General features: G+C 43.0%; 23 protein-coding genes. 22 read left to right on the plus strand and 1 reads right to left on the minus strand.

The genetic code is table 11. The features are described 5' to 3' along the window. Nucleotides 1-23 precede the first annotated feature (23 nt). The 3 genes from NSQ12_RS08420 (at nt 24) to gerR (ending at nt 1,470) form a co-directional block, all read left to right on the plus strand. Complete coding sequence (locus NSQ12_RS08420; RefSeq protein WP_014479718.1) at nt 24-542, plus strand: DUF177 domain-containing protein; 519 nt, start codon at nt 24-26, stop codon at nt 540-542. Between the two features lie 21 nt (nt 543-563). Further along, nucleotides 564-743, plus strand: a complete 180-nt coding sequence (rpmF, locus tag NSQ12_RS08425; protein WP_003154457.1) for a 50S ribosomal protein L32 — start codon at nt 564-566, stop codon at nt 741-743. Between the two features lie 145 nt (nt 744-888). After that, nucleotides 889-1,470 carry a sporulation specific transcriptional regulator GerR gene (gerR, locus tag NSQ12_RS08430; RefSeq protein ID WP_015383592.1) on the plus strand — a complete coding sequence of 194 codons (582 nt, stop codon included), beginning with the start codon at nt 889-891 and terminating at the stop codon, nt 1,468-1,470. Nucleotides 1,471-1,526: 56 nt separating this feature from the next. Here the strand turns inward: gerR and NSQ12_RS08435 are convergent, their stop codons facing one another. Further along, nucleotides 1,527-2,009: an N-acetyltransferase gene (locus NSQ12_RS08435; RefSeq protein WP_014476736.1), complete on the minus strand. Its 483-nt coding sequence runs from the start codon at nt 2,007-2,009 to the stop codon at nt 1,527-1,529. 159 nt (nt 2,010-2,168) lie between these two features. Between NSQ12_RS08435 and NSQ12_RS08440 the strand changes: the two genes are divergently transcribed. The 19 genes from NSQ12_RS08440 (at nt 2,169) to ftsZ (ending at nt 23,732) form a co-directional block, all read left to right on the plus strand. Beyond that, entirely contained in the window at nt 2,169-3,065 is an 897-nt protein-coding gene (locus tag NSQ12_RS08440; protein ID WP_339176459.1) for a 2-dehydropantoate 2-reductase, read from the plus strand. 70 nt (nt 3,066-3,135) lie between these two features. After that, nucleotides 3,136-4,755: a bacillithiol biosynthesis cysteine-adding enzyme BshC gene (bshC, locus tag NSQ12_RS08445; RefSeq protein WP_339176461.1), complete on the plus strand. Its 1,620-nt coding sequence runs from the start codon at nt 3,136-3,138 to the stop codon at nt 4,753-4,755. A 125-nt stretch (nt 4,756-4,880) separates the two neighbouring features. Next, nucleotides 4,881-5,312, plus strand: a complete 432-nt coding sequence (mraZ, locus tag NSQ12_RS08450) for a division/cell wall cluster transcriptional repressor MraZ (protein WP_003221402.1) — start codon at nt 4,881-4,883, stop codon at nt 5,310-5,312. A gap of 69 nt (nt 5,313-5,381) precedes the next feature. Continuing rightward, the gene (gene rsmH, locus NSQ12_RS08455; protein WP_088325822.1) at nt 5,382-6,317 is read left to right on the plus strand and encodes a 16S rRNA (cytosine(1402)-N(4))-methyltransferase RsmH; all 936 of its coding nucleotides are present in this window, start codon (nt 5,382-5,384) and stop codon (nt 6,315-6,317) included. A gap of 39 nt (nt 6,318-6,356) precedes the next feature. Then, a complete protein-coding gene (ftsL, locus tag NSQ12_RS08460) occupies nt 6,357-6,710 on the plus strand; it encodes a cell division protein FtsL (RefSeq protein WP_003232200.1) in 354 nt (117 codons plus the stop codon). After that, the gene (gene pbpB, locus NSQ12_RS08465; RefSeq protein ID WP_080333453.1) at nt 6,707-8,857 is read left to right on the plus strand and encodes a penicillin-binding protein 2B; all 2,151 of its coding nucleotides are present in this window, start codon (nt 6,707-6,709) and stop codon (nt 8,855-8,857) included. The genes ftsL and pbpB overlap by 4 nt, the downstream gene beginning before the upstream one ends. Nucleotides 8,858-8,973: 116 nt before the next feature. Then, nucleotides 8,974-10,914, plus strand: a complete 1,941-nt coding sequence (locus tag NSQ12_RS08470; RefSeq protein ID WP_003245048.1) for a stage V sporulation protein D — start codon at nt 8,974-8,976, stop codon at nt 10,912-10,914. Nucleotides 10,915-11,089: 175 nt separating this feature from the next. Beyond that, nucleotides 11,090-12,574: a UDP-N-acetylmuramoyl-L-alanyl-D-glutamate--2,6-diaminopimelate ligase gene (locus NSQ12_RS08475; RefSeq protein ID WP_003245326.1), complete on the plus strand. Its 1,485-nt coding sequence runs from the start codon at nt 11,090-11,092 to the stop codon at nt 12,572-12,574. 111 nt (nt 12,575-12,685) lie between these two features. Continuing rightward, a complete protein-coding gene (gene mraY / locus NSQ12_RS08480) occupies nt 12,686-13,660 on the plus strand; it encodes a phospho-N-acetylmuramoyl-pentapeptide-transferase (protein ID WP_003232192.1) in 975 nt (324 codons plus the stop codon). Next, entirely contained in the window at nt 13,661-15,016 is a 1,356-nt protein-coding gene (murD, locus tag NSQ12_RS08485) for a UDP-N-acetylmuramoyl-L-alanine--D-glutamate ligase (RefSeq protein ID WP_003232189.1), read from the plus strand. A 60-nt stretch (nt 15,017-15,076) separates the two neighbouring features. After that, entirely contained in the window at nt 15,077-16,177 is a 1,101-nt protein-coding gene (gene spoVE, locus NSQ12_RS08490; RefSeq protein WP_003244810.1) for a stage V sporulation protein E, read from the plus strand. A 120-nt stretch (nt 16,178-16,297) separates the two neighbouring features. Continuing rightward, a complete protein-coding gene (murG, locus tag NSQ12_RS08495; protein ID WP_015383602.1) occupies nt 16,298-17,389 on the plus strand; it encodes an undecaprenyldiphospho-muramoylpentapeptide beta-N-acetylglucosaminyltransferase in 1,092 nt (363 codons plus the stop codon). Nucleotides 17,390-17,420: 31 nt separating this feature from the next. Next, entirely contained in the window at nt 17,421-18,332 is a 912-nt protein-coding gene (gene murB, locus NSQ12_RS08500; protein ID WP_003232182.1) for a UDP-N-acetylmuramate dehydrogenase, read from the plus strand. A gap of 129 nt (nt 18,333-18,461) precedes the next feature. Continuing rightward, nucleotides 18,462-19,253 carry a cell division protein DivIB gene (gene divIB / locus NSQ12_RS08505; protein WP_003232178.1) on the plus strand — a complete coding sequence of 264 codons (792 nt, stop codon included), beginning with the start codon at nt 18,462-18,464 and terminating at the stop codon, nt 19,251-19,253. After that, nucleotides 19,250-19,945 (plus strand): DUF881 domain-containing protein, encoded by a 696-nt coding sequence (locus NSQ12_RS08510; protein ID WP_014476745.1) that lies wholly within the window; start codon nt 19,250-19,252, stop codon nt 19,943-19,945. The genes divIB and NSQ12_RS08510 overlap by 4 nt, the downstream gene beginning before the upstream one ends. 22 nt (nt 19,946-19,967) lie before the next feature. Further along, a complete protein-coding gene (locus NSQ12_RS08515; RefSeq protein WP_095843674.1) occupies nt 19,968-20,675 on the plus strand; it encodes a DUF881 domain-containing protein in 708 nt (235 codons plus the stop codon). A 17-nt stretch (nt 20,676-20,692) separates the two neighbouring features. Beyond that, the gene (locus NSQ12_RS08520) at nt 20,693-21,058 is read left to right on the plus strand and encodes a small basic family protein (protein WP_003238683.1); all 366 of its coding nucleotides are present in this window, start codon (nt 20,693-20,695) and stop codon (nt 21,056-21,058) included. Between the two features lie 173 nt (nt 21,059-21,231). Beyond that, nucleotides 21,232-22,554, plus strand: coding sequence for a cell division protein FtsA (gene ftsA, locus NSQ12_RS08525; protein ID WP_003232169.1), 1,323 nt, complete (start codon nt 21,232-21,234; stop codon nt 22,552-22,554). 35 nt (nt 22,555-22,589) lie between these two features. Beyond that, nucleotides 22,590-23,732, plus strand: coding sequence for a cell division protein FtsZ (ftsZ, locus tag NSQ12_RS08530; RefSeq protein WP_095843675.1), 1,143 nt, complete (start codon nt 22,590-22,592; stop codon nt 23,730-23,732). Nucleotides 23,733-23,844 lie beyond the last annotated feature (112 nt).

Raw genomic sequence — 23,844 nt, forward strand, 5'->3', positions numbered from 1 at the left:
GTTGCTTTCCTGAGGTGATACAAATGAAATGGACGATTTATCAGCTGCATCAAATGCCAAAACAAAGTTTTGAGTTTGATGAAACAGTTGAGTTAAATGAGCTGACAAAGCTGAATTCTGACATTCGCCGCATTTCTCCCGTCCGGGTGAAGGGCAGAGCGGATATCAAATCCAAACAGGTTTCGTTTGATTTTACAATTTCAGGCGAAATGATTTTGCCATGCTCAAGAACACTCGTTGATGTCCCGTATCCATTTGAAATTTCAACAAAAGAACTGTTTATATTTCATCACACGGATGATATAGAAGATGATGACGTTCACATTGTTGAGGACGATACTATCGACTTAACTCCGATCGTGAAAGAAGAAATTCTTTTAGAAATCCCTATGCAAATCTTTTGTGAATCTGAACAAGAAAAAGGAGCTGCTCCTCAAGAAGGAAAGGATTGGCAAGTCATTTCGGAAGAAGACAAGAAGAATCAAGTTGATCCGAGACTTGCAGCCCTCGAAAAGCTCTTAAAACAAGATGATGAATCTTAACTCTTTAAGGAGGTGGGAATAATGGCTGTACCTTTTAGAAGAACTTCTAAAATGAAGAAAAGATTGCGCCGTACACATTTCAAACTTAATGTACCTGGTATGACAGAATGTCCGTCATGCGGAGAGATGAAGTTGTCTCACCGTGTATGCAAAGCATGCGGATCATACAACGGCAAAGACATAAATGTAAAAAGTAACTAATAAGAAAAGCGCGGGGTGAAAGCCCTGCGCTTTTTCTTTTTCTCTTCCTGTCAGCTTGCGGAAAATTTGTGAGTGCAAATAGTCTATCTAATCTATTACCGGCATATGTATGAGATAAATAAGCTGACATGGAGGGAGATTGAATTTGACCATTACAAGACAAGATGCTTGGACTCAGGATGAGGATTTGCTGCTGGCAGAAGTGGTGCTTCGTCATATTCGAGAGGGAGGAACACAGCTTTCAGCCTTTGAGGAGGTTGGAAGGGCGCTGACCAGAACCGCGGCAGCCTGTGGTTTCAGGTGGAACTCGTATGTGAGAAAACAATACCAGTCAGGTATAGAGCTTGCAAAAAAGCAAAGGAAAGAACTGAGAAAGCAAATCGGCGTTCATTCGGTCAATATGCCGAATTCCATGAAGCAGACTGCCTCGGCATCGTCGGAAGGAAAACGAGATTTGTCCATTCAGGATGTCATCCAATTTCTCGAACAATTCAAAGAAGCGCCGTCTGCACAAGAATTTCAGCTTGAAAGGGAAAAATTGAAGGAGCAAATCCAATCGCTGCAAAAAGAGCTTGAGGATTTGCGGAGTGAAAATCAGACATTGCGGAATCAGCTAGAGATGACAGAAGAGGATTATAAGGCACTGATCGATATCATGGATCGGGCCAGAAAAATGGTTGTTTCGAAGGAAGACGGAAGAATGAAAAAAGCGGCTCAAGAAACGTAAAGAAACGCCTGAAATGAACCGGCCCTATAGTAAGAATAGGCCGGTTGTTTTGATTTCTATGCAGACTCTCCTGGTGTCATTTCGTGATCCATATCAGGATGCCAGATGAGCGGGTTTTCCCCTTTGTCCCTCGCCATATCATACTTAACAGTTTTAAAGTTCATTTTGTTCCAAAATTCCGCTGATTTCATTCTCGGATTTGTCCGGATCGGCATTTTGAATGATTTTGCAAATTCAACCAAGGCTCTCCCGTATCCCCTGTTCTGGTAGCCCGGAAGAACCTCAAGCTTCCACAGCTCCAAATAATCCTGGCGGTTGTCAAAATAGGGATTCGATTTGCCGTTAACTTGATACAGACTCATTCGTGCTACAAGTTTATCGCCAAAATAAATCCCGTAAAAAGGCGAGGTGCTGTCATTTTCAATAATATTATCCTGAAGTTCTTCAAGCATTGAAAGCTCCTGAATGCCGTATTCTTTGAATTTCTTGAATTCTTCCAGCGTTTTATAGTTGATAAGCAGACGTTCTACCTTTGTCAAACAAATCTCCCCCTTTGTTGTTTCTACATATATTGTAAACGCTTTATTTAAAAAATCCAAATATTTAAACTTTAATTTTAAGCACATGGGATCTTTGAGAAGTAATTTCTTCTTACTTCTGCTATGATAATACGTAAATGCTAAATTGGGTGTGACATCATGAAAATTGGAATTATCGGCGGAGGCTCCGTCGGTCTTTTATGCGCCTATTATTTGTCACTTTATCACGACGTGACTGTTGTGACGAGGCGGCAAGAACAGGCTGCGGCCATTCAGTCTGAAGGAATCCGGCTTTATAAAGGCGGGGCGGAATTCAGGGCTGATTGCAGTGCGGACACGAGTATCAATTCGGACTTTGACCTGCTTGTCGTGACAGTGAAGCAGCATCAGCTTCAATCTGTTTTTTCGTCGCTTGAACGGATCGGGAAAACGCATATATTATTTTTGCAAAACGGCATGGGGCATATCCACGACCTAAAAGACTGGCACGTTGGCCATTCCATTTATGTTGGAATCGTTGAGCACGGAGCTGTAAGAAAATCGGATACAGCTGTTGATCATACAGGCTTAGGTGCGATAAAATGGAGCGCGTTCGACGATGCTGAACCAGACCGGCTGAACATCTTGTTTCAGCATAACCATTCGGATTTTCCGATTTATTATGAGACGGATTGGTACCGTCTGCTGACGGGCAAGCTGATTGTAAATGCGTGTATTAATCCTTTAACTGCTTTATTGCAGGTGAAAAATGGAGAACTGCTGACAACGCCAGCTTATCTGGCTTTTATGAAGCTGGTATTTCAGGAGGCATGCCGCATTTTAAAACTTGAAAATGAAGAAAAGGCTTGGGAGCGGGTTCAGGCCGTTTGTGGGCAAACGAAAGAGAATCGTTCATCAATGCTGGTTGACGTCATTAGAGGCCGGCAGACGGAAGCTGACGCCATTATCGGGTACTTATTGAAGGAAGCAAGTCTTCAAGGTCTTGATGCAGTCCACCTAGAGTTTTTATATGGCAGCATCAAAGCATTGGAGCGAAATGCAAACAAAGTCTTTTGAGCTTTTTCGGTAACATGCTATACTCATTTCGGATCACTAACTATTTATTGGAGAAAGGAAGTTCTAGAAGATGCAGCTAACTGAACTTTCCATCAAAAATCAGAATGTGTTTGTACAGCACTATATAGATGGCAAAGAAGAAATGTCTTCTTTTTTTGATTACAGTATTCATCATAAGGACATGTGGCGCGAAAGACTGGAAGACTTATCTTCCCGGTTTTTCGCAAGAGAGGAATTGGCGGCGTACTTAACCTCTTACCATAATAAATTCGGTTCAAGTGCGATGCAGTCTGCTATTGAGAAGCTGAAGGACCCGTCAAGTGCCGCTGTAGTCGGCGGACAGCAGGCAGGACTTTTAACAGGACCGCTTTACACCATACATAAAATCATTTCAATCATTGTTTTGGCAAAGCAACAAGAAAAGGAACTGCAAGTGCCTGTCATACCAATCTTCTGGGTGGCTGGAGAAGACCACGATTTGGATGAGATTAATTTTGTTCACACATCTGAAGAGAATGGGCCTGTGAAAAAAAAGCTGCCTCAGTCTTATTGGAAGAAATCATCAGCAGCGAGTACATCGCTTGATCAGGAAAAGTGTGCCGCGTGGATAGATGATGTTTTTGCCGCTTTTGAAGAAACAGACCATACGAATACACTTCTCGACAATGTTAAACGATGTTTAAGGGAATCTGTTACGTTTACTGACTTCTTTGAACTGCTGATCGCGGATTTGTTCCAAGAAGAGGGCTTAGTTTTATTAAATTCTGGAGATCCGGGGATTAAAAAGCTGGAAACGGCCATGTTCCAAAAGATTCTTCGAGAAAATGATGAACTCGCCCGGGCTGTATCAGATCAGCAGGCCTTCATGCGTCAAGCAGGCTACAAACCGATTATCGAGTCCGGAAAAGAGCAGGCGAATCTGTTTTATGAATACGAAGAAGAGCGTTTTCTAATTGAAAAAGACAACGGCCAATTTGTCATCAAAGAGCTTGATCTAGGATGGACGAGGGATGAACTTCATACACATATGGAAGAACATCCAGAGCGTTTCAGCAACAATGTTGTAACGAGACCGTTAATGCAGGAATTTCTCATTCCGACTTTAGCATTTATTGCAGGGCCTGGAGAAATCAATTATTGGGGCGAGCTCAAACAGGCTTTTGCGGTGATGGGCTTCAAAATGCCTCCTGTCATGCCAAGGCTGAACATTACGATACTTGAGCGGCATATTGAGAAAAAACTGGCTGAACGGAATATCTCATTACAAGACGCGATTGAGCGCGGAACGGAGAATCAAAGAGAGACATACTTCGAGCGCCAGATTCCGGAAGAGTTTACGGCGGTGATGGATCAGGCGAAAAGCCAAATTGAAGCGATTCACAAAACGGTCCGGCAGGAGGCGTTAAAGGTTGATCAAAGCATGGAACCTTTACTCCTGAAAAATGCCGCTTTTATTCAGGATCAGCTTCAATTCTTAGAGCGCACGGTGACGAAGCGAATTGAAGAAAAAGAAGGCTACGTCTTGAAGGATTATGAAAGAATTCAAAATAGCATTAAGCCGCTTCTTGCGCCGCAAGAACGGATTTGGAATATCATGTATTATTTGAACAGGTACGGTCCAAAATTCTTCACGACATTCAAGAATCTGCCATTTTCTTTTCAAAATCAACATCAAGTTGTCAAACTTTGAAATAAAGTTTTAAAGAACCCTGAATAGTTCAGGGTTTTTTTTTATGGGTAAACAGTGTAAAATGAAGTTGTGGAGCGAAGTGGTGAATAGTGGTGAGTTAAGGAGAGAAAGTGGGGCAAGAGATCATGTTTATGGGTGAATATCAGCATACCATCGATGCGAAAGGCCGCATGATCGTACCCGCTAAATTCAGAGAAGGCCTAGGTGAGCAATTTGTGCTGACTAGAGGACTTGACCAATGTCTCTTCGGCTACCCTATGCACGAATGGAAACAAATTGAAGAAAAACTAAAAGCTCTTCCTCTCACAAAGAAAGATGCCCGCGCGTTTACCCGTTTCTTCTTTTCAGGGGCGACTGAATGCGAACTGGACAAGCAAGGCAGGGTAAATATCGCATCATCTCTATTGAATTACGCCAAACTGGAAAAAGAATGTGTTGTTATCGGGGTTTCTAATCGAATTGAATTGTGGAGTAAAGTAATTTGGGAACAATACACAGAAGAGCAAGAAGATTCATTTGCTGAAATTGCTGAAAACATGATTGGGTTTGATATATAATGATTCTTCGTGTATAACACTCTAAAAGCAATTTCAATTCATCCTGATAAAAGGTGGGACCAACACAATATGTTTCAACACAAGACAGTACTTCTTCGTGAAACCGTAGACGGACTCAATATTAAGCCGGACGGTACATATGTAGACTGCACACTCGGCGGAGCTGGGCACAGTACATACTTATTGCAGCAGTTATCCGAGAAGGGGCGTTTAATCGCTTTTGACCAAGATGATACGGCATTACAGCATGCTAAAGAAGTGTTGTCCGATTATAAAGGACAGCTCATTCTGATGAAAAGCAATTTCAGGTATTTAAAAGAATGTTTGAATGAACAAGGCATTACAGAAGTAGACGGCATTTTATTTGATTTAGGGGTGTCCTCTCCGCAGCTGGATACACCGGAGCGCGGATTCAGTTACCATCATGACGCACCGTTGGACATGAGGATGGACCAGTCGGCTACGCTTTCGGCGAAAGAAGTCGTTAATGAGTGGCGCTATGAGGATCTCGTCCGTATTTTCTTTAAATACGGAGAAGAGAAGTTCAGTAAACAGATCGCCAGAAAAATTGAGGAGGCAAGAATGAAGTCTCCTATTCAAACTACGGGCCAACTGGTCGATCTAATAAAAGACGCGATTCCCGCTCCAGCGAGAAGGAGCGGCGGACATCCCGCTAAACGCGTGTTTCAGGCAATCAGAATTGCCGTAAACGATGAACTTAGGGTGTTTGAAGAAGCTTTGGAGCAGGCAATTGAGGTTCTGAAGCCAGGGGGCAGGGTATCAGTCATTACCTTCCACTCGCTAGAAGACAGAATTTGCAAAACCACTTTTAAAGAAAAGTCGTCGCTTCCGGAACTTCCTCCGGGGCTTCCTGTTATACCGGAAGAGTTTGAACCGGAGCTGAAGCTCATCACACGAAAACCGATTACGGCATCTCAAGAAGAGCTTGAAGAGAACAACCGGGCTCGTTCTGCCAAGCTTCGGATTGCTGAAAAAAGAAAATAACGAAACGCGAACGCAAAATTAAAAGGAGGTCATCAGCCTATGAGCAATTTAGCTTACCAACCAGAGAAACAGCAGCGGCATGCGATCAGTCCTGAGAAAAAAGTGATTGTCAAGAAAAGGGCTTCCATTACTCTCGGAGAAAAAGTGCTTCTTGTCCTCTTTGCTGCGGCGGTGCTCAGCGTATCGCTTTTGATCGTATCGAAGGCGTATGCGGCATATCAAACCAATATTGAGGTGCAAAAGCTTGAGGAGCAAATTTCATCCGAAAATAAGCAAATTGGTGACCTCGAAAAAAGCGTTGCTGATTTAAGCAAACCGCAGCGCATTATGGACATTGCGAAAAAGAACGGCTTGAATTTAAAAGATAAAAAAGTGAAAAACATACAGGAATGATTCAAATGCCAAAAAAGAATAAATTTATGAATAGAGGAGCAGCGATTCTAAGTATTTGTTTCGCTCTCTTTTTCTTTGTCATCCTGGGGAGAATGGCATATATTCAAATAACCGGAAAAGCGAATGGCGAAGTGCTTGCGACAAAAGCGACAGAGCAGCATGAAAAGAAACGGACCATCGAAGCGAGCCGCGGCTCGATTTTAGACCGAAAAGGAAAAGTCATTGCAGAGGACACAGCGACGTATAAACTGATTGCGATTCTCGATAAAAAAATGACCACTGATGTCAAGCATCCTCAGCATGTTGTAAACAAAGAAAAAACGGCAGAAGCATTGTCTAAAGTGATAAACTTGGACAAGGCCGACATCCTTGATATCTTAAATAAAGATGCAAAACAAGTCGAGTTTGGATCAGCTGGCCGGGATATTACGTATTCACAAAAGCAAAAAATTGAAAAAATGAAACTCCCGGGCATTTCATTTTTGCGGGATACAAAACGCTACTATCCAAATGGTATTTTCGCATCCAATTTAATCGGCTATGCCGAGGTTGATGAAGAAACAAATGAAATTTCCGGCGCGATGGGATTAGAAAACGTGCTGGATAAGTATTTGAAGGAGCGCGACGGATATGTGACATATGAAAGCGACAAATCCGGCTGGGAGCTCCCGAACAGCAAAAATAAAATTACAGCGCCAAAAAATGGTGACAATGTATATTTAACCATTGACCAGAAAATTCAAACCTTTTTAGAAGACAGCATGACAAAAGTAGCGCAAAAGTATAATCCGAAAAAAATCATGGCCGCAGTTGTCGATCCGAAAACAGGCAAAGTCCTTGCCATGGGACAGCGACCAAGCTTTGATCCGAACAAGCGCGATGTGACAAACTACTATAATGATTTGATTTCATATGCGTATGAACCCGGATCAACGATGAAGATATTTACACTCGCTGCTGCGATGCAGGAAAACGTGTTTAATGCGAACGAAAAATATAAATCAGGTACGTTTGAAGTTGGCGGGGAACCTGTCAGGGACCATAATAGAGGTATAGGCTGGGGGCCGACAACCTATCATGACGGCGTCCTTAGATCGTCAAATGTTGCATTTGCGAAACTGGCGAAAGAAAAGCTGGGATATGACCGTCTTAATCAATATTTACACAAATTCAATTTTTATCAAAAAACAGGTATTGATTTGCCAGGAGAAGTCTCTAGCAAAATCAACTTTAAATATGAATTTGATAAGGCGTCAACCGCATACGGACAAGCGTCTGCAGTCACACCAATTCAGCAGCTTCAGGCCGCAACGGCAATTGCGAATGACGGCAAAATGATGAAACCTTATGTGATTGACCATATCGTTGATCCCGATAAAGATAAAACCATCTATCAAAATAAGCCAGAATCAGCCGGAACCCCAATTTCTGCAAGCACAGCGAAAAAGGTGCGGGATATATTGGGAGAAGTTGTTACGTCGAAAATCGGAACAGGGCAAGCCTATAAAATCGAAGGATTTGATGTTGCCGGGAAAACAGGTACTGCGCAAATAGCCGGTAAAGGCGGATATCTAGACGGAACAGATGACTATATCTTTTCGTTTATGGGTATGGCACCAAAAGATGATCCTGAGCTTTTAATTTATGTTGCTGTACAGCAGCCGCAACTCAAAGCAGGACAAAGCAGTTCAGATCCGGTATCAGAAATCTTCAACCCGACAATGAAAAACAGCCTGCACTACCTGAACATTGAACCAACTGAAAAATCTGACTCAGATAAGGAAGAAACAAAAGCGCAGACAATGCCTGATTTAACAGATCAAACGGTAGCTGCTGCTCAAAAGAAAGCAAAAGAGGAGAATCTCACACCAATTGTCATCGGCAGTGATGTCGCTGTAAAAGAACAGTATCCGAAAGCGGATGAGGAAGTTCTCACCAATCAAAAGGTCTTCCTGAAAACGGGCGGCAAAATCAAAATGCCTGATATGACAGGGTGGTCGAGAAGAGAGGTTCTTCAATACGGCGAGCTCGCGGGAATTCATATTGAAGTAAACGGGCAAGGCTACGCTGTCAGCCAAAGTGTTAAGAAAGACAAAGAAATCAAAGACAAAACCGTAATCAAGGTTAAGTTTAAAAATCCTGATTAAAAAGAAAGCCTGCGTTATGCAGGCTTTCTTTTTTTATGCCTTCAGAGGAGCATCGTTCTACCTGTCCAATTTCAGGCATAAAATGAAACAAGCCTAAATAAGGAGTGAACGGTCTCTTGCGCGTCTCGAATGTAACGGTTAGAAAACGTTTATTATTTGTTTTGCTTTTTGGCGTGATCGTGTTTCTGATCATTGATACAAGGCTGGGGTATGTTCAGTTTGTGATGGGCGAAAAACTGACTTCGCTGGCGAAAGATTCCTGGAGCCGTAACTTGCCGTTTGAGCCGGAGAGAGGCGAGATTCTGGATCGGAACGGTGTGAAGCTGGCAACAAATAAAAGTGCGCCGACCGTATTCGTCGTGCCGCGCCAAGTTCAGAATCCAATGAAAACGAGCAAGCAGCTTGCGGCGGTGCTCAATATGTCAGAAGAAAAAGTATATAAACATGTGACAAAAAAAGCGTCAATCGAAAAGATCACTCCTGAAGGGAGAAAAATTTCAAATGAGAAGGCGAAGGAAATTAAAGCGCTTGATTTAAAAGGTGTGTATGTTGCGGAGGACAGTATCCGTCATTACCCGTTCGGCAGCTTTTTATCTCATGTGCTTGGATTTGCAGGAATTGACAACCAAGGACTCCTTGGATTGGAAGCCTATTACGACGATGATTTAAAAGGGGAAAAAGGTTCTGTCAAGTTTTATACAGATGCCAAGGGTAAAAAAATGCCTGATGAAGCGGATGACTATACGCCGCCTAAGGATGGGCTTGATATGAAGCTGACGGTTGATTCAAAGGTCCAGACGATAATGGAAAGAGAGCTTGATAACGCTGAGGCCAAATATCATCCGGACGGCATGATTGCCGTAGCCATGAATCCGAAAAACGGAGAAATTTTGGGGATGTCTAGCAGGCCTGACTTCGACCCTGCTGATTACCAATCTGTTGATCCGTCCGTCTACAATCGAAACCTGCCAGTATGGAGCACGTATGAACCGGGATCTACCTTTAAAATTATTACACTTGCAGCAGCCCTTGAAGAGCAAAAAGTAAATTTGAAACGGGATCAATTTTATGATAAAGGGCATGCGGAAGTGGACGGAGCGAGACTGCGGTGCTGGAAAAGAGGCGGGCACGGGCTTCAGACGTATCTGGAAGTTGTGCAGAACTCCTGCAACCCGGGGTTTGTTGAATTAGGCGAGCGCTTAGGAAAGGAAAAGCTTTTCAAATATATCAAAGACTTTGGTTTTGGACAAAAAACGGGGATTGATCTCCAAGGCGAGGGAACAGGCATCTTATTCCCGCTTGAGAGAGTGGGCCCGGTGGAGCAAGCAACTACGGCTTTCGGACAGGGAGTATCCGTCACGCCGATTCAGCAGGTTGCAGCAGTATCCGCCGCTGTAAACGGAGGAACGCTCTACACACCTTATATTGCAAAGGAATGGATCGATCCTGTTACGAAGAAAACGGTCAAAAAACAATCACCAATCGCAAAGAAACAAGTCATTTCTGAGGAAACATCCAAACAAATCCGCTATGCTCTAGAAAGCGTCGTCGCAGAAGGAACCGGCCGCAATGCATTTGTAGAAGGATATCGTGTCGGAGGAAAAACGGGAACTGCACAAAAGGTTAAAGATGGAAAATATCTTGAAAACAACCATATTGTATCATTTATCGGTTTCGCGCCAGCTGATGATCCGAGTCTAGTCGTCTACGTTGCGGTGGATAACCCGAAAGGCACGATTCAGTTTGGCGGAACGGTGGCAGCGCCTATTGTCGGAAATATTATGAGAGACAGTCTGCCGGAACTTGGTGTGAAGCCCCGGAAAAATCAAATCGAGAAAAAATACCAATGGAACGACACAAAAACAATAGAAGTTCCGAATGTTGTAGGGATGTCTGTCTCAGATCTTGAGTCACTATTGGTGAATCTCAATGTGGATGCTTCCGGGAAAGGGAGCAAAATCGTTAAACAATCGCCAGCTGCCGGAACGAAAGTAAAAGAAGGCTCAAAGATACGCGTGTATTTGACTGAAGAAGATGAAAAGGAGGCAGCCGATTGATTCGGGCTGCCTATTCTTTTATTGCAGAAAAAATGCTGATATCTTTCAAGATTAGCTGGATGTATCCTTTTATTTACGCTAAAATATGAACTGTATGCTTAAAATCATTACCACATCATTTGATGTGACTTCAATGATAAAAAGAACGAATTAGAATGTTGAGAGGTTTGATACGATGAAACTTACAAAGCTGCTTACATACTTAACAACCGAACCTTCTGTAAACGACTCACAAGACCCTGAAATAACTTCAATTGAGATGGACTCCAGGGAAGTAAAGAAAGGGAGTCTTTTTGTATGTGTAAAAGGGTATACGGTGGATGGCCACGATTTTGCGCAAAAAGCAGTAGAAAACGGTGCAGCGGCTATTGTGGCAGAAAGAGAGGTCGATGTGAATGTTCCTGTTATTATTGTCCGGCAGTCACTTCGCGCGCTCAGCGTTTTGTCTGATGCGTTTTACGGACAGCCGACGAAGAAGCTTCAGCTGATTGGGATAACAGGGACAAACGGCAAAACATCAACGACCCACATGGTCGATGAGATTCTGAAAAAAGCGGGAAAACGCACAGGCTTGATCGGTACAATGTACATGAAAATCGGAGACGAAACACTTCCTGTTAAAAACACGACTCCGGAAAGCGTCACGCTGCAGAAAACGTTTAAGAAAATGAATGACAAGCATGTTGACACTGCAATCATGGAGGTTTCTTCCCACGCTTTGTCTTTAGGACGCGTCCATGGCTGTGATTATGATATTGCCGTGTTTACGAATTTAACACAGGACCATCTGGACTATCATAAAACGATGGATGAGTACCGGCATGCAAAAAGCTTGCTCTTTTCCCAACTTGGCGGGGCTTTCAACCATGAACATCCAAAGCGTGCCGTCCTGAATGCTGACGATGAGGCGAGCGCTTATTTTGAAAAGGTAACAGCTGCGCATATCTCTACATACGGAATTAAAAACGATGCTGATGTGATGGCGAAGAACATCAGTATCACTGCACAGGGCACAAGCTTTGATCTCGTGACAAACAAAGGCACGAAGCACATCACGATGTCTCTCGTCGGACAATTTAATGTGTATAACGTGCTGGCCGCTGTTGCGACATGTATTGCAGCAGGCATACCGTTTGAAATCATCACTGAAGCTGTTGAAGAATTGCATGGTGTAAGAGGCCGTTTTGAATTGGTCAATCAGCAGCAGGAGTTTCCTGTCATTGTAGACTACGCGCACACACCGGACAGCCTTGAAAATGTGCTGGAGACATGCAGAGACATGACGGAAGGAAAGCTATTTGTCGTTGTCGGCTGCGGAGGAGACAGAGATAAGACGAAGCGCCCGAAAATGGCTAAAATTGCTGTGGAGCTGGCTGACGAGCCGATTTTCACGTCAGATAACCCGAGAAGCGAAGATCCTCGCGCGATTTTAAGAGATATGGAAGCCGGAGTAGAGAACGCATACTATCACAGTATTGCAAACCGCGAACAGGCGATCTTTTTCGCAATTGCCAATGCCAAAAAAGGCGACGTTGTCCTCATTGCCGGAAAAGGACATGAAACCTATCAGCAGATCGGAAATGAAACTTTCGATTTTGATGATGCTGAAGTAGCGGCGAGAGCCATTGTTGAACTCAATAAGAATAAGACGAATTCATAGGAAAGAGATGTTACTGAATAATGGAGCTTGAAAAGATTTTTCATATGGAAAAAAATCATGAATATGATAACTACGTATGTCGTTTGAAAGAAACAGGAGGAGAAAAGGACAATGCTTGAGCAAGTCATTCTGTTTACAATTTTAATGGGGTTTTTAATTAGTGTTCTGCTCTCTCCGATTCTTATTCCGTTTTTAAGAAGATTAAAATTCGGCCAGAGTATTAGAGAAGAAGGACCGAAATCACATCAGAAAAAATCAGGGACACCGACAATGGGCGGGGTCATGATCATACTTTCTATCATAGTGACAACAATTGTTATGACACAGAAGTTTTCAGAAATAAGCCCCGAAATGGTGCTGCTTCTGTTTGTTACGCTAGGCTACGGTTTGCTTGGCTTTTTAGATGATTACATCAAGGTTGTCATGAAGCGCAATCTTGGATTGACATCAAAGCAAAAGCTGATCGGACAAATTATTATTGCAGTTGTATTTTACGCCGTGTATCATTACTACAATTTTGCGACGGATATTCGCATTCCTGGAACTGACTTATCATTTGATCTTGGCTGGGCTTACTTTATCCTTGTGCTCTTTATGCTTGTCGGCGGATCAAACGCAGTTAACCTGACTGACGGCCTTGACGGGTTATTGTCCGGTACTGCGGCGATTGCCTTTGGCGCCTTTGCCATTCTGGCATGGAATCAGTCTCAATATGACGTAGCGATTTTCTCAGTTGCCGTTGTCGGTGCAGTTCTGGGCTTCCTTGTATTTAATGCTCATCCGGCCAAAGTTTTTATGGGAGATACGGGATCGCTTGCATTGGGAGGAGCCATCGTTACCATTGCCATTTTAACGAAATTAGAGATCCTGCTGGTTATCATCGGCGGTGTATTCGTTATCGAGACATTATCTGTTATTTTGCAGGTCATCAGCTTTAAAACGACAGGTAAACGAATCTTTAAAATGAGTCCGCTTCATCACCATTATGAGCTTGTCGGCTGGTCTGAATGGAGAGTAGTCGTGACGTTTTGGGCTGCGGGACTTTTGCTTGCCGTTTTAGGAATTTACATCGAGGTGTGGTTATAAGTGGAAAATGATCAATTTTTACAGAAACAGCATTTTTTAATCCTTGGGCTTGCGAAAAGCGGATATGCGGCGGCCTCCATTCTTCATGAAAAAGGCATTTATGTTGCAGTCAATGACCAAAAGCCTTTTGAAGAAAATGAACCGGCACAAAAGCTTTCTGAAAAAGGAATCGAAGTTGTTTGCGGAGAGCATCCAGTTTCTCTGTTCGATCAGCATCAAATCACGATTCTGATCAAAAACCCGGGAATTCCTTATGAAAATATTATGGTTCAGGAAGCGGAGAAACGAGGCATTCCGGTTTGGACGGAAATTGAGCTCGCTTACTACCTGACCAGCGCCAAGTTTATCGGGATTACCGGATCGAACGGTAAAACGACCACGACAACGCTAATTTACGAAATGCTCAAAGCTGACTCGCAAAAAGCACTGATTGCCGGAAACATCGGCACAGTCGCAAGTGAGGTTGCCTATCATGCTGATGGAGATGAATGGATCGTTACCGAACTGTCTTCGTTTCAGCTGATGGGAACACACGCTTTCAGACCGGAAATCAGCCTGATTTTAAATGTATTTGACGCCCATCTGGATTATCACCATACGCGCGAAAACTATGAAAAAGCGAAACAGAAAGTGTACCTTCATCAGACTGCTTCAGATAAAGCCATTGTCAACCAGGATGATGAAACCGTCGTGCGTCTTGCTGAAGCCGGAAAAGCCGAAATCGTCCCGTTTTCAGTCAGCAAAACGCTTGAACAGGGCGCATATGTAAAAGACAGTATGATTATGTTTAACGGCGAAGCCATTCTTCCTCTGGAAGAGGTTGTACTGCCCGGTGCTCATAACCTGGAGAACATTTTAGCAGCTATTGCAGTTGTGAAAACGGCAGGAGCATCCAATGAGGCGGTTAAAAAGGTGCTGACAAGCTTTACTGGTGTGAAGCACCGCCTCCAATATGTCACAACTGTGAATGGCCGCAAATTTTATAACGACAGTAAAGCAACAAACATTCTGGCGACAAGCAAGGCGCTTTCAGCTTTTGACAAGCCGGTCATTCTGCTTGCGGGCGGACTGGATCGCGGAAATGGTTTTGATGACTTGAAACCTTATATGAAGCATGTCAAAGCAGTGCTTACATTTGGCCAGACGGCGCCAAAACTCGAGAAACTCGGCAATGAACTGGGAATACAACATGTCAAACGTGTCGATAATGTTGAACAAGCAGTATCTGCGGCGTTTGCGCTCTCAAATGAAGGAGATGTCATCCTGCTGTCACCCGCGTGTGCGAGCTGGGATCAATTCAAAACATTTGAAGAACGCGGTGACATGTTTATAGATGCCGTGCATATGCTTAAGTAAGGGCTTGTCTTGAAGTAAATCGGCAGCCCTAATGACTTTAAGCTTGGGGTGTCGATTGCTTTGACTACTAAAAAAACATCGCCTGATTTGTTATTGGTCATCATTACGTTATTATTATTAACAATCGGATTAATTATGGTGTACAGTGCGAGTGCGGTATGGGCGGATTATAAATTTGACGACTCATTCTTTTTCGCGAAACGGCAGCTTTTGTTTGCGGGAATCGGCGTCATTGCTATGTTTTTTATCATGAATGTCGATTATTGGACTTGGAGGACATGGTCCAAATTGCTGATGGTTATCTGCTTTTTCCTTCTGGTGCTTGTTTTGATACCGGGCGTCGGAATGGTGCGGAACGGTTCAAGAAGCTGGATCGGAGTCGGAGCATTCAGCATACAGCCTTCAGAGTTTATGAAGCTTGCGATGATTGCATTCCTTGCTAAATTTCTCTCTGAAAAACAAAAAAACATCACATCGTTCAGACGGGGGTTCGTCCCTGCACTTGGCATCGTGTTTTCAGCATTTTTGATTATCATGTGCCAGCCTGACCTCGGAACGGGGACAGTAATGGTCGGAACTTGTATTGTCATGATTTTTGTAGCCGGCGCGCGGATCGCCCATTTCGTCTTTCTCGGACTGATCGGCCTCAGCGGATTTGTCGGGCTCGTACTATCGGCTCCATATCGGATTAAGCGGATTACCTCATACTTAAATCCATGGGAAGACCCGCTCGGAAGCGGATTTCAGATCATTCAATCGCTTTATGCAGTGGGGCCCGGCGGGTTGTTCGGAATGGGGCTCGGACAAAGCAGACAGAAATTCTTTTATCTGCCTGAGCCGCAAACAGACTTTATTTTCGCCATCTTGTCAGAGGAGCTGGGCTTTATCGGGGGAACACTTATTTTGCTCCTCTTCAGCGTCCTGCTGTGGAGAGGAATCAGAATTGCGCTTGGTGCCCCTGATCTGTACGGAAGCTTTGTCGCAGTCGGTATTATTTCAATGATTGCCATTCAAGTCATGATCAATATCGGCGTAGTCACGGGCCTGATTCCTGTAACAGGCATCACGCTCCCGTTTCTGAGCTACGGAGGCTCTTCATTGACTCTAATGCTGATGGCAGTTGGTGTGCTGCTGAATGTAAGCCGCTACTCGAGGTATTAACGAATGTATGTCCATGCTTCCTGTCTAACATGAAGCTTGGAAACAATTGATGCGATAACCCTGTCCAACAAAACAGGGTTATCGTTATGTTATAGAGAAACTTAGACTGGGGGAAAAGAAATGCGAATTGCAATAAGCGGAGGCGGTACAGGGGGACATATTTATCCTGCGCTTGCTTTTATTAAAGAAGTGCAAAGACGTCATCCTAATGTGGAATTTTTATATATCGGAACAGAAAACGGGCTGGAGAAAAAAATTGTTGAGCGGGAGAATATACCGTTTCGTTCAATTGAAATTACAGGATTTAAAAGAAAATTGTCATTTGAAAATGTCAAGACTGTGATGCGTTTTCTGAAGGGCGTCAAAAAGAGTAAATCGTATTTAGCGGAATTTAAGCCCGATGCCGTAATTGGAACGGGCGGTTATGTATGCGGGCCGGTTGTCTATGCCGCTGCGAAAATGGGAATTCCGACTATTGTCCATGAACAAAACAGCCTGCCGGGCATCACGAATAAGTTTCTTTCAAAATATGTTAATAAAGTAGCGATTTGTTTTGAAGAAGCGAAATCACATTTTCCTAGCGAGAAAGTTGTATTTACGGGAAACCCGAGAGCCTCTGAAGTCGTCTCAATAAAGACGGGACGATCAATGGCTGAATTTGGGCTTTCTGAAGACAAAAAAACGGTCTTAATTTTCGGCGGAAGCCGAGGCGCTGCACCGATTAACCGCGCTGTCATTGACATGCAGGATGCGCTGAAAACAAGAGACTATCAAGTGCTGTATATCACCGGTGAAGTTCACTATGAAAAAGTAATGAATGAGCTGAAAAGCAAGGGTGCCGCTGATAATATGGTCACAAAGCCGTTTCTTCATCAAATGCCTGAGTATTTAAAGGCCATTGATGTCATTGTGGCCAGAGCCGGTGCGACAACGATTGCCGAAATTACTGCTCTCGGAATCCCAAGTGTTCTGATCCCGAGTCCATATGTGACAGCGAATCACCAGGAGGTCAATGCGAGGTCTCTTGGCCAGCATGATGCGGCGATTGTACTGAAAGAAACAGAGCTCAGCGGGGAGAAGCTGATTGAAGCGCTAGACCGGATTGTACTGAATGAGCAAACGTTAAAGGAAATGAGCGAACGAACAAAGTCACTCGGTGTTCCTGACGCGGCTGCCCGTTTATACAGCGTACTCGAGGAATTAAAAAAATAGTAGAAAAGCAAATGGAATGCGGAGGTTTACGATGGAGAAAGTGATACAGGAATTAAAAGAACGCGAAGTCGGCAAGGTTCTTGCAAATGAACCGCTCGCGAATCATACAACGATGAAAATCGGCGGACCTGCGGATGTATTGGTCATTCCAAGCAGTGTGGATGCTGTTAAAGACATCATGGACGTGATTAAAAAATATGATGTGAAGTGGACAGTCATCGGCCGCGGATCAAATCTTCTGGTTTTAGATGAAGGAATTAGAGGCGTAGTAATCAAGTTGGGTGCGGGTCTTGACCATTTGGAGCTTGAAGGGGAACAAGTAACAGTCGGAGGCGGTTATTCAGTGGTCCGCCTTGCTACATCATTGAGCAAAAAAGGCCTGTCCGGTTTGGAATTTGCTGCCGGCATTCCAGGATCAGTCGGCGGAGCGGTTTATATGAATGCCGGCGCTCACGGTTCTGATATGAGCGAGATCCTCGTCAAAGCGCATATTTTATTTGAAGACGGAACGATTGAGTGGCTGACAAATGAGCAGATGGATTTCAGCTACAGGACATCTGTACTGCAAAAGAAACGCCCGGGCGTTTGCCTTGAAGCTGTTTTGCAGCTGGAGCAGAAGGATAAGGAATCAATCGTTCAGCAAATGCAAAGCAATAAAGACTATAGAAAAAATACACAGCCGTATTCAAGCCCTTGTGCGGGAAGCATATTCAGAAATCCGCTTCCGAATCATGCCGGGAACCTTGTAGAAAAAGCAGGCTTGAAAGGATATCAAATCGGCGGTGCAAAGATATCGGAGATGCACGGAAACTTCATCGTCAATGCGGGAGGAGCATCAGCAAAAGATGTGCTTGATCTCATTGACCATGTGAAAAAGACAATCCGTGAAAAATACGAGATTGATATGCACACAGAGGTTGAAATCATCGGCGGAAATCGCTGATTCAAGTTCTGAATGAAGCTGTTCATATGATATACTGTAAGCAAACGACAAACGGCATCATAGTATGCCGTTTGTTTTGGAATAGACAGACTTTTAACAGCTGTTTCATTTGAATGAGGTGAACAGGCAATGAACCCGGGTCAAGACCGAGAAAAAATCGTTAACATTGAAGAGCGGATCCCTAAAATTAAAGAGCAGAGGAAACAAAAGGCCAACCGCCGTCTCATTTCATTTATTATGCTCTTTTTTATTATGGTGCTGATCATTGTGTACCTGCAAACACCAATCAGTAAAGTATCAACAATCTCTGTTACAGGGAATGAAAATGTATCAAAAAAGGAAATTATCGACCTTTCCGATATTAACAGCGGAGATACTGAGTTTTGGAGTTTGGACAAGCAAAAAACAGAAAAGAAGATTCAGCAAAATAAATTAGTGAAAAAAGCGGAGATCAGCAAATCGCTTCCTAATAAAATCAACATTGCAATCGAAGAATATAAAGCGATTGCTTATTTAGAAAAAGACGATGTGTACTATGAAGTGCTTGAAAACGGCTCAGTTCTGCCAAACGAAGTAACGCCGGATGATGCCGGACCGATTTTAGTGAATTGGACAAACGCGAAGAAGCGGTCTCAAATGGCCAAGCAGCTCGATGCGTTGTCAAATTCGTTAAAACAGTCGATTTCAGAAATTTATTATACGCCTGTAAAAATGGATGAAAACCGTATTAAGTTGTACATGAACGACGGTTATGTTGTCACTGCATCTATTAAAACGTTTGCAGACCGAATGAAGACGTATCCTTCTATCATTTCTCAGCTAAGCAGCAATAAAAAAGGAATCATTCATTTAGAAGTTGCCACCTATTTTGAAGAGTTTGGAAAAAACGATAAAGCTGCTAAAAAGGAAGATGAAAATTGAGGGGCAAATCAGCAGTCCTTCTTTCCTTGATTATGCTTATCGCAGGCTTTTTGATTTCATTTTCTTTTCAAATGACAAAAGAAAACAACAAAAGCGCGGCTGAGACGGAAGAGTGGAAAAAAGAATATGCGCTGAGAGATGAACTTCTGAAACAAGAGAAAGAAAATAAGAAGCTTGAAAAAGAATTATATCAAAAGCAAAACAAAGTCCGCCAGGCGGAAAATAAGCTGAAGAAAGAGAAGACGGAATACTATAATGTCCTCGAAGATACAGAAAAATACAGGATGTATATTGGGGAAGTCGGTGTGCAGGGAGAAGGCGTTGAGGTGACATTGGAAGATGCGTCATACATACCGGAAGGGGAGAATGTGAATAGTTACATCGTTCACGAAAGCCATATCTTCCAAGTAGTAAACGAACTGTATATCTCAGGAGCGGCGGCTGTCGCCGTTAATGGGCAGCGTTTGACGCATGATTCGTATATCAAATGCAATGGTCCTGTGGTAACGGTAGACGGGGTGCAGCATCCCGCTCCGTTTACGGTATCCGCTATTGGAGATCCAGATGTCCTGCTGCCCTCGTTAAATATCGCAGGAGGCCTAATTGATCAGCTGTCAATGGATCATATTTCTGTTTCGGCAGAAAAAGAGAAAAATGTACAAATGAAACCGATTCTGAAAACGAAGGAATGACTGAAAAAGCGGGTGAAATAGATTGAAAATAAAGCGTTCCTTCATAAGCATCAGTGTGCTTATGGTCATCTTCGGCCTGATGATATCTGTTCAGTTTAATTCGTTAAAGCACCCCAAAGTCCGGGATACAAGAGATATGTGGGATATTAGGGAAGAGCTGACATCGGAGCAGAAGAAGCAGGAAAAGCTGTTGGCTGAAATAAACAAATATGACAAACTGCTGAATAGCTATTCGCAAACGAAAGAAATGACAAAAGAAACCGCGCTAAATAATACCTTGCAATCCTTAAAAAAAACAGCCGGCATGACCGATATAATAGGTAGCGGAATTGTCATTACGATTTCCCCGCTTTTTTCTGAAAGCTTAACAGGAGAGCAGATCGAAAATCCGCCTCCGGATTTGCTGAAAAAGCTGATTAATGAACTCAACTCATACGGTGCAGAGCATATCTCGATTAACGAGCGAAGAGTTGTGAATCATACAGTCATCAGAGATATAAACGGCACTACAAAAATAGACGGATACGCCCTTGACGATTATCCTTTAACAGTAAAAGTGCTTGCCAAAGATCCGGACATGTTACACAGCAGAGTGAAGGGGTCAGGCCTTGAGGATCTTTTTGCATCTGAAAATTTAGCATTAAAAGCCGGTAAATCTGAAAGCAAACTAACATTAAAAGCATATGACAGACCACTGGACGTACAACAGCTGAAACTGCTTAAAGACTGAAAAGGAGGAGAATTGTCATGTGGCTGCCCGTTTTGGGACTGGTGCTCGGAATAGCGATTGGACTAATGACAAACTTAACGATACCGAGTGAATACTCAAACTATTTATCGCTTGCGGTGCTTGCCGCACTTGATACATTAATCGGCGGAATCAGGGCGCATTTACAAGGTACATATGATGAAATGGTATTTGTTTCCGGTTTCTTTTTTAATATTATATTGGCAATAAGTTTAGCTTTTCTGGGAGTCCATCTTGGTGTAGACTTGTATTTAGCAGGTATATTCGCATTTGGAGTCAGATTATTTCAGAATATAGCCGTTATCAGAAGAAATCTACTAACAAAGTGGACTCTTTCTAAAAAAAATAAAAAAAATGTGATATAAAAGAGGATATACATAGGATATAACGAATATTTTCAATAAACATAAAATGTGAAAAACACATAAAAATATTCTGTTGTTATTTTTTGTTACACACTTGTAAAGCCACATTCATTGTATTGTTGTTCCGCAAATAATAGAATAGAAATGATCGAAATGTGAGGAGGTGCCATAGAATGAACAACAATGAACTTTACGTCAGTCTTGACATCGGTACGTCCAATACAAAAGTGATCGTCGGAGAAATGACAGATGATTCCCTTAATATTATCGGTGTGGGAAATGTACCGTCTGAAGGGTTGAAAAAAGGCTCAATCGTTGATATAGATGAGACCGTTCATTCTATAAGAAAAGCGTTTGACCAAGCTGAAAGAATGGTAGGTTTTCCGCTTAGAAAAGCTATTGTCGGCGTTAATGGAAATTATATCAATATTCAAGATACAAACGGTGTTGTAGCAGTTTCCAGTGAAAATAAAGAAATTCAGGTTGAAGATGTACGCCGTGTCATGGAGGCGGCACAGGTTGTTTCAGTACCGCACGAACAGCTGATTGTTGACGTCATTCCTAAACAGTTTATCGTAGATGGAAGAGATGAAATCACCGACCCGAAAAAAATGCTGGGTGTGCGTTTAGAAGTAGAGGGCACCTTGATCACCGGTTCAAAAACAATCTTACATAACTTACTCCGCTGCGTTGAAAGAGCTGGTATTGAAATAACTGATATTTGCCTTCAGCCGCTGGCAGCCGGTTCTGCTGCATTATCAAAGGACGAGAAAAACCTTGGTGTGGCTCTCATTGATATAGGGGGAGGGTCAACAACCATTGCCGTATTCCAGAACGGACATCTCACTTCTACCCGTGTCATTCCTCTCGGAGGCGAAAATATCACCAAAGATATCTCCATCGGATTGAGAACGTCAACAGAAGAAGCAGAACGCGTGAAAAAGCAATTTGGACATGCCTACTATGACGAAGCCTCGGAAGATGAAATATTTGAGGTAACCGTTATAGGCACCAATCAAAAACAAACATTTACACAGCAAGAAGCAGCGAATATCATTGAAGCGAGAGTAGAAGAAATTCTTGAAATTGTTTCAGAAGAGCTTCGCAGTATGGGTATTACCGATCTGCCGGGAGGCTTCGTGCTGACAGGAGGACAAGCAGCTATGCCGGGTGTCATGTCTTTGGCGCAGGATGTGCTGCAAAACAATGTCAGAGTGGCAAGCCCGAATTATATCGGTGTAAGAGATCCTCAATATATGACGGGAGTGGGCCTGATCCAATTCGCCTGCCGGAATGCAAGAATCCAAGGCAGAAAAATAGGCTTTAAGATGCCTGAAGAAGCGATACAGGAAATCGCAGTCTCATCATCTGAGGAACAAGAGCAGCATCATCACCAAAATGAGGTGCAGCAGCGGCCAAAAGGAAAACAAAAAACACAAGCCGAACATAATAAACAGAGCAAAATGAAAAAACTATTAAGCATGTTTTGGGAATAGATAGATAGTCATTCGGCAGATTAGGAGGATTTAGCATGTTGGAGTTCGAAACAAACATAGACGGCTTAGCATCAATTAAAGTAATCGGAGTAGGAGGCGGTGGTAACAACGCCGTTAACCGAATGATTGAAAATGAAGTGCAAGGAGTAGAGTATATCGCGGTAAACACGGACGCTCAAGCTCTTAACCTGTCAAAAGCAGAAGTGAAAATGCAAATCGGCGCAAAGCTGACTAGAGGATTGGGAGCAGGTGCGAATCCGGAAGTTGGGAAAAAAGCCGCTGAAGAAAGCAAAGAGCAGATTGAAGAAGCACTTAAAGGTGCTGACATGGTATTCGTGACAGCTGGTATGGGCGGCGGAACAGGAACAGGTGCCGCACCGGTTATCGCACAAATCGCGAAAGACTTAGGCGCATTAACAGTCGGCGTTGTGACAAGACCGTTTACCTTCGAAGGACGCAAAAGACAGCTTCAGGCTGCAGGCGGAATCTCGGCAATGAAAGAAGCGGTGGATACATTGATCGTGATCCCGAACGATCGTATCCTTGAAATTGTTGATAAAAACACACCGATGCTTGAAGCATTCCGTGAAGCGGATAACGTACTTCGCCAAGGGGTTCAAGGTATTTCTGACTTGATTGCTACACCTGGTCTTATCAACCTTGACTTTGCTGATGTGAAAACAATCATGTCAAACAAAGGATCTGCTTTGATGGGTATCGGAGTTGCCACAGGTGAAAACCGTGCTGCTGAAGCTGCTAAAAAAGCAATTTCCAGTCCATTACTTGAAACAGCAATTGACGGTGCTCAAGGTGTTCTCCTGAATATAACAGGTGGTATAAACTTAAGTTTATATGAAGTGCAAGAAGCGGCTGATATTGTAGCTGCAGCATCAGATCAAGATGTAAATATGATTTTTGGATCAATCATTAACGAAGATCTAAAAGATGAAATTGTTGTAACTTTAATTGCAACTGGATTTATTGAACAGGAACTGGATCTATCTAAGCTTAAGGAGAGACCAGTTGCACCAGTGACTAAATCAAACCAAGACACACAGAGAGTATCGAAACGTGAAGAACAACATCAGAATAAAAATAATCACCAACGATCATTTCACTCCTCAGAGGATACGCTTGATATTCCAACGTTTCTTAGAAATAGAAACAACGGAAGATAGGTAAAAGAACAAAAAATTAAAAGGCTGTTGAGTATATCTCAACAGCCTTTTAATTAAATTGTTTCTTTTAATCAGAAGATTGGCCTCTCTATTAAAGAAATTTTGTATCTGA

Origin of the sequence: Bacillus sp. PS95, from assembly GCF_037963565.1 — a bacterium.
GTDB lineage: Bacteria > Bacillota > Bacilli > Bacillales > Bacillaceae > Bacillus > Bacillus subtilis.

Coding starts and splice junctions, on each gene's coding strand:
- NSQ12_RS08520 (WP_003238683.1), top strand. CDS start 20,693: ATGTGGCTGCCCGTTTTGGGACTGGTGCTCGGAATAGCGATTGGACTA.
- NSQ12_RS08420 (WP_014479718.1), top strand. CDS start 24: ATGAAATGGACGATTTATCAGCTGCATCAAATGCCAAAACAAAGTTTT.
- mraY (WP_003232192.1), top strand. CDS start 12,686: ATGCTTGAGCAAGTCATTCTGTTTACAATTTTAATGGGGTTTTTAATT.
- pbpB (WP_080333453.1), top strand. CDS start 6,707: ATGATTCAAATGCCAAAAAAGAATAAATTTATGAATAGAGGAGCAGCG.
- ftsL (WP_003232200.1), top strand. CDS start 6,357: ATGAGCAATTTAGCTTACCAACCAGAGAAACAGCAGCGGCATGCGATC.
- murG (WP_015383602.1), top strand. CDS start 16,298: ATGCGAATTGCAATAAGCGGAGGCGGTACAGGGGGACATATTTATCCT.
- rsmH (WP_088325822.1), top strand. CDS start 5,382: ATGTTTCAACACAAGACAGTACTTCTTCGTGAAACCGTAGACGGACTC.
- ftsA (WP_003232169.1), top strand. CDS start 21,232: ATGAACAACAATGAACTTTACGTCAGTCTTGACATCGGTACGTCCAAT.
- murB (WP_003232182.1), top strand. CDS start 17,421: ATGGAGAAAGTGATACAGGAATTAAAAGAACGCGAAGTCGGCAAGGTT.
- divIB (WP_003232178.1), top strand. CDS start 18,462: ATGAACCCGGGTCAAGACCGAGAAAAAATCGTTAACATTGAAGAGCGG.
- NSQ12_RS08475 (WP_003245326.1), top strand. CDS start 11,090: ATGAAACTTACAAAGCTGCTTACATACTTAACAACCGAACCTTCTGTA.
- ftsZ (WP_095843675.1), top strand. CDS start 22,590: ATGTTGGAGTTCGAAACAAACATAGACGGCTTAGCATCAATTAAAGTA.
- rpmF (WP_003154457.1), top strand. CDS start 564: ATGGCTGTACCTTTTAGAAGAACTTCTAAAATGAAGAAAAGATTGCGC.
- NSQ12_RS08440 (WP_339176459.1), top strand. CDS start 2,169: ATGAAAATTGGAATTATCGGCGGAGGCTCCGTCGGTCTTTTATGCGCC.
- mraZ (WP_003221402.1), top strand. CDS start 4,881: ATGTTTATGGGTGAATATCAGCATACCATCGATGCGAAAGGCCGCATG.
- bshC (WP_339176461.1), top strand. CDS start 3,136: ATGCAGCTAACTGAACTTTCCATCAAAAATCAGAATGTGTTTGTACAG.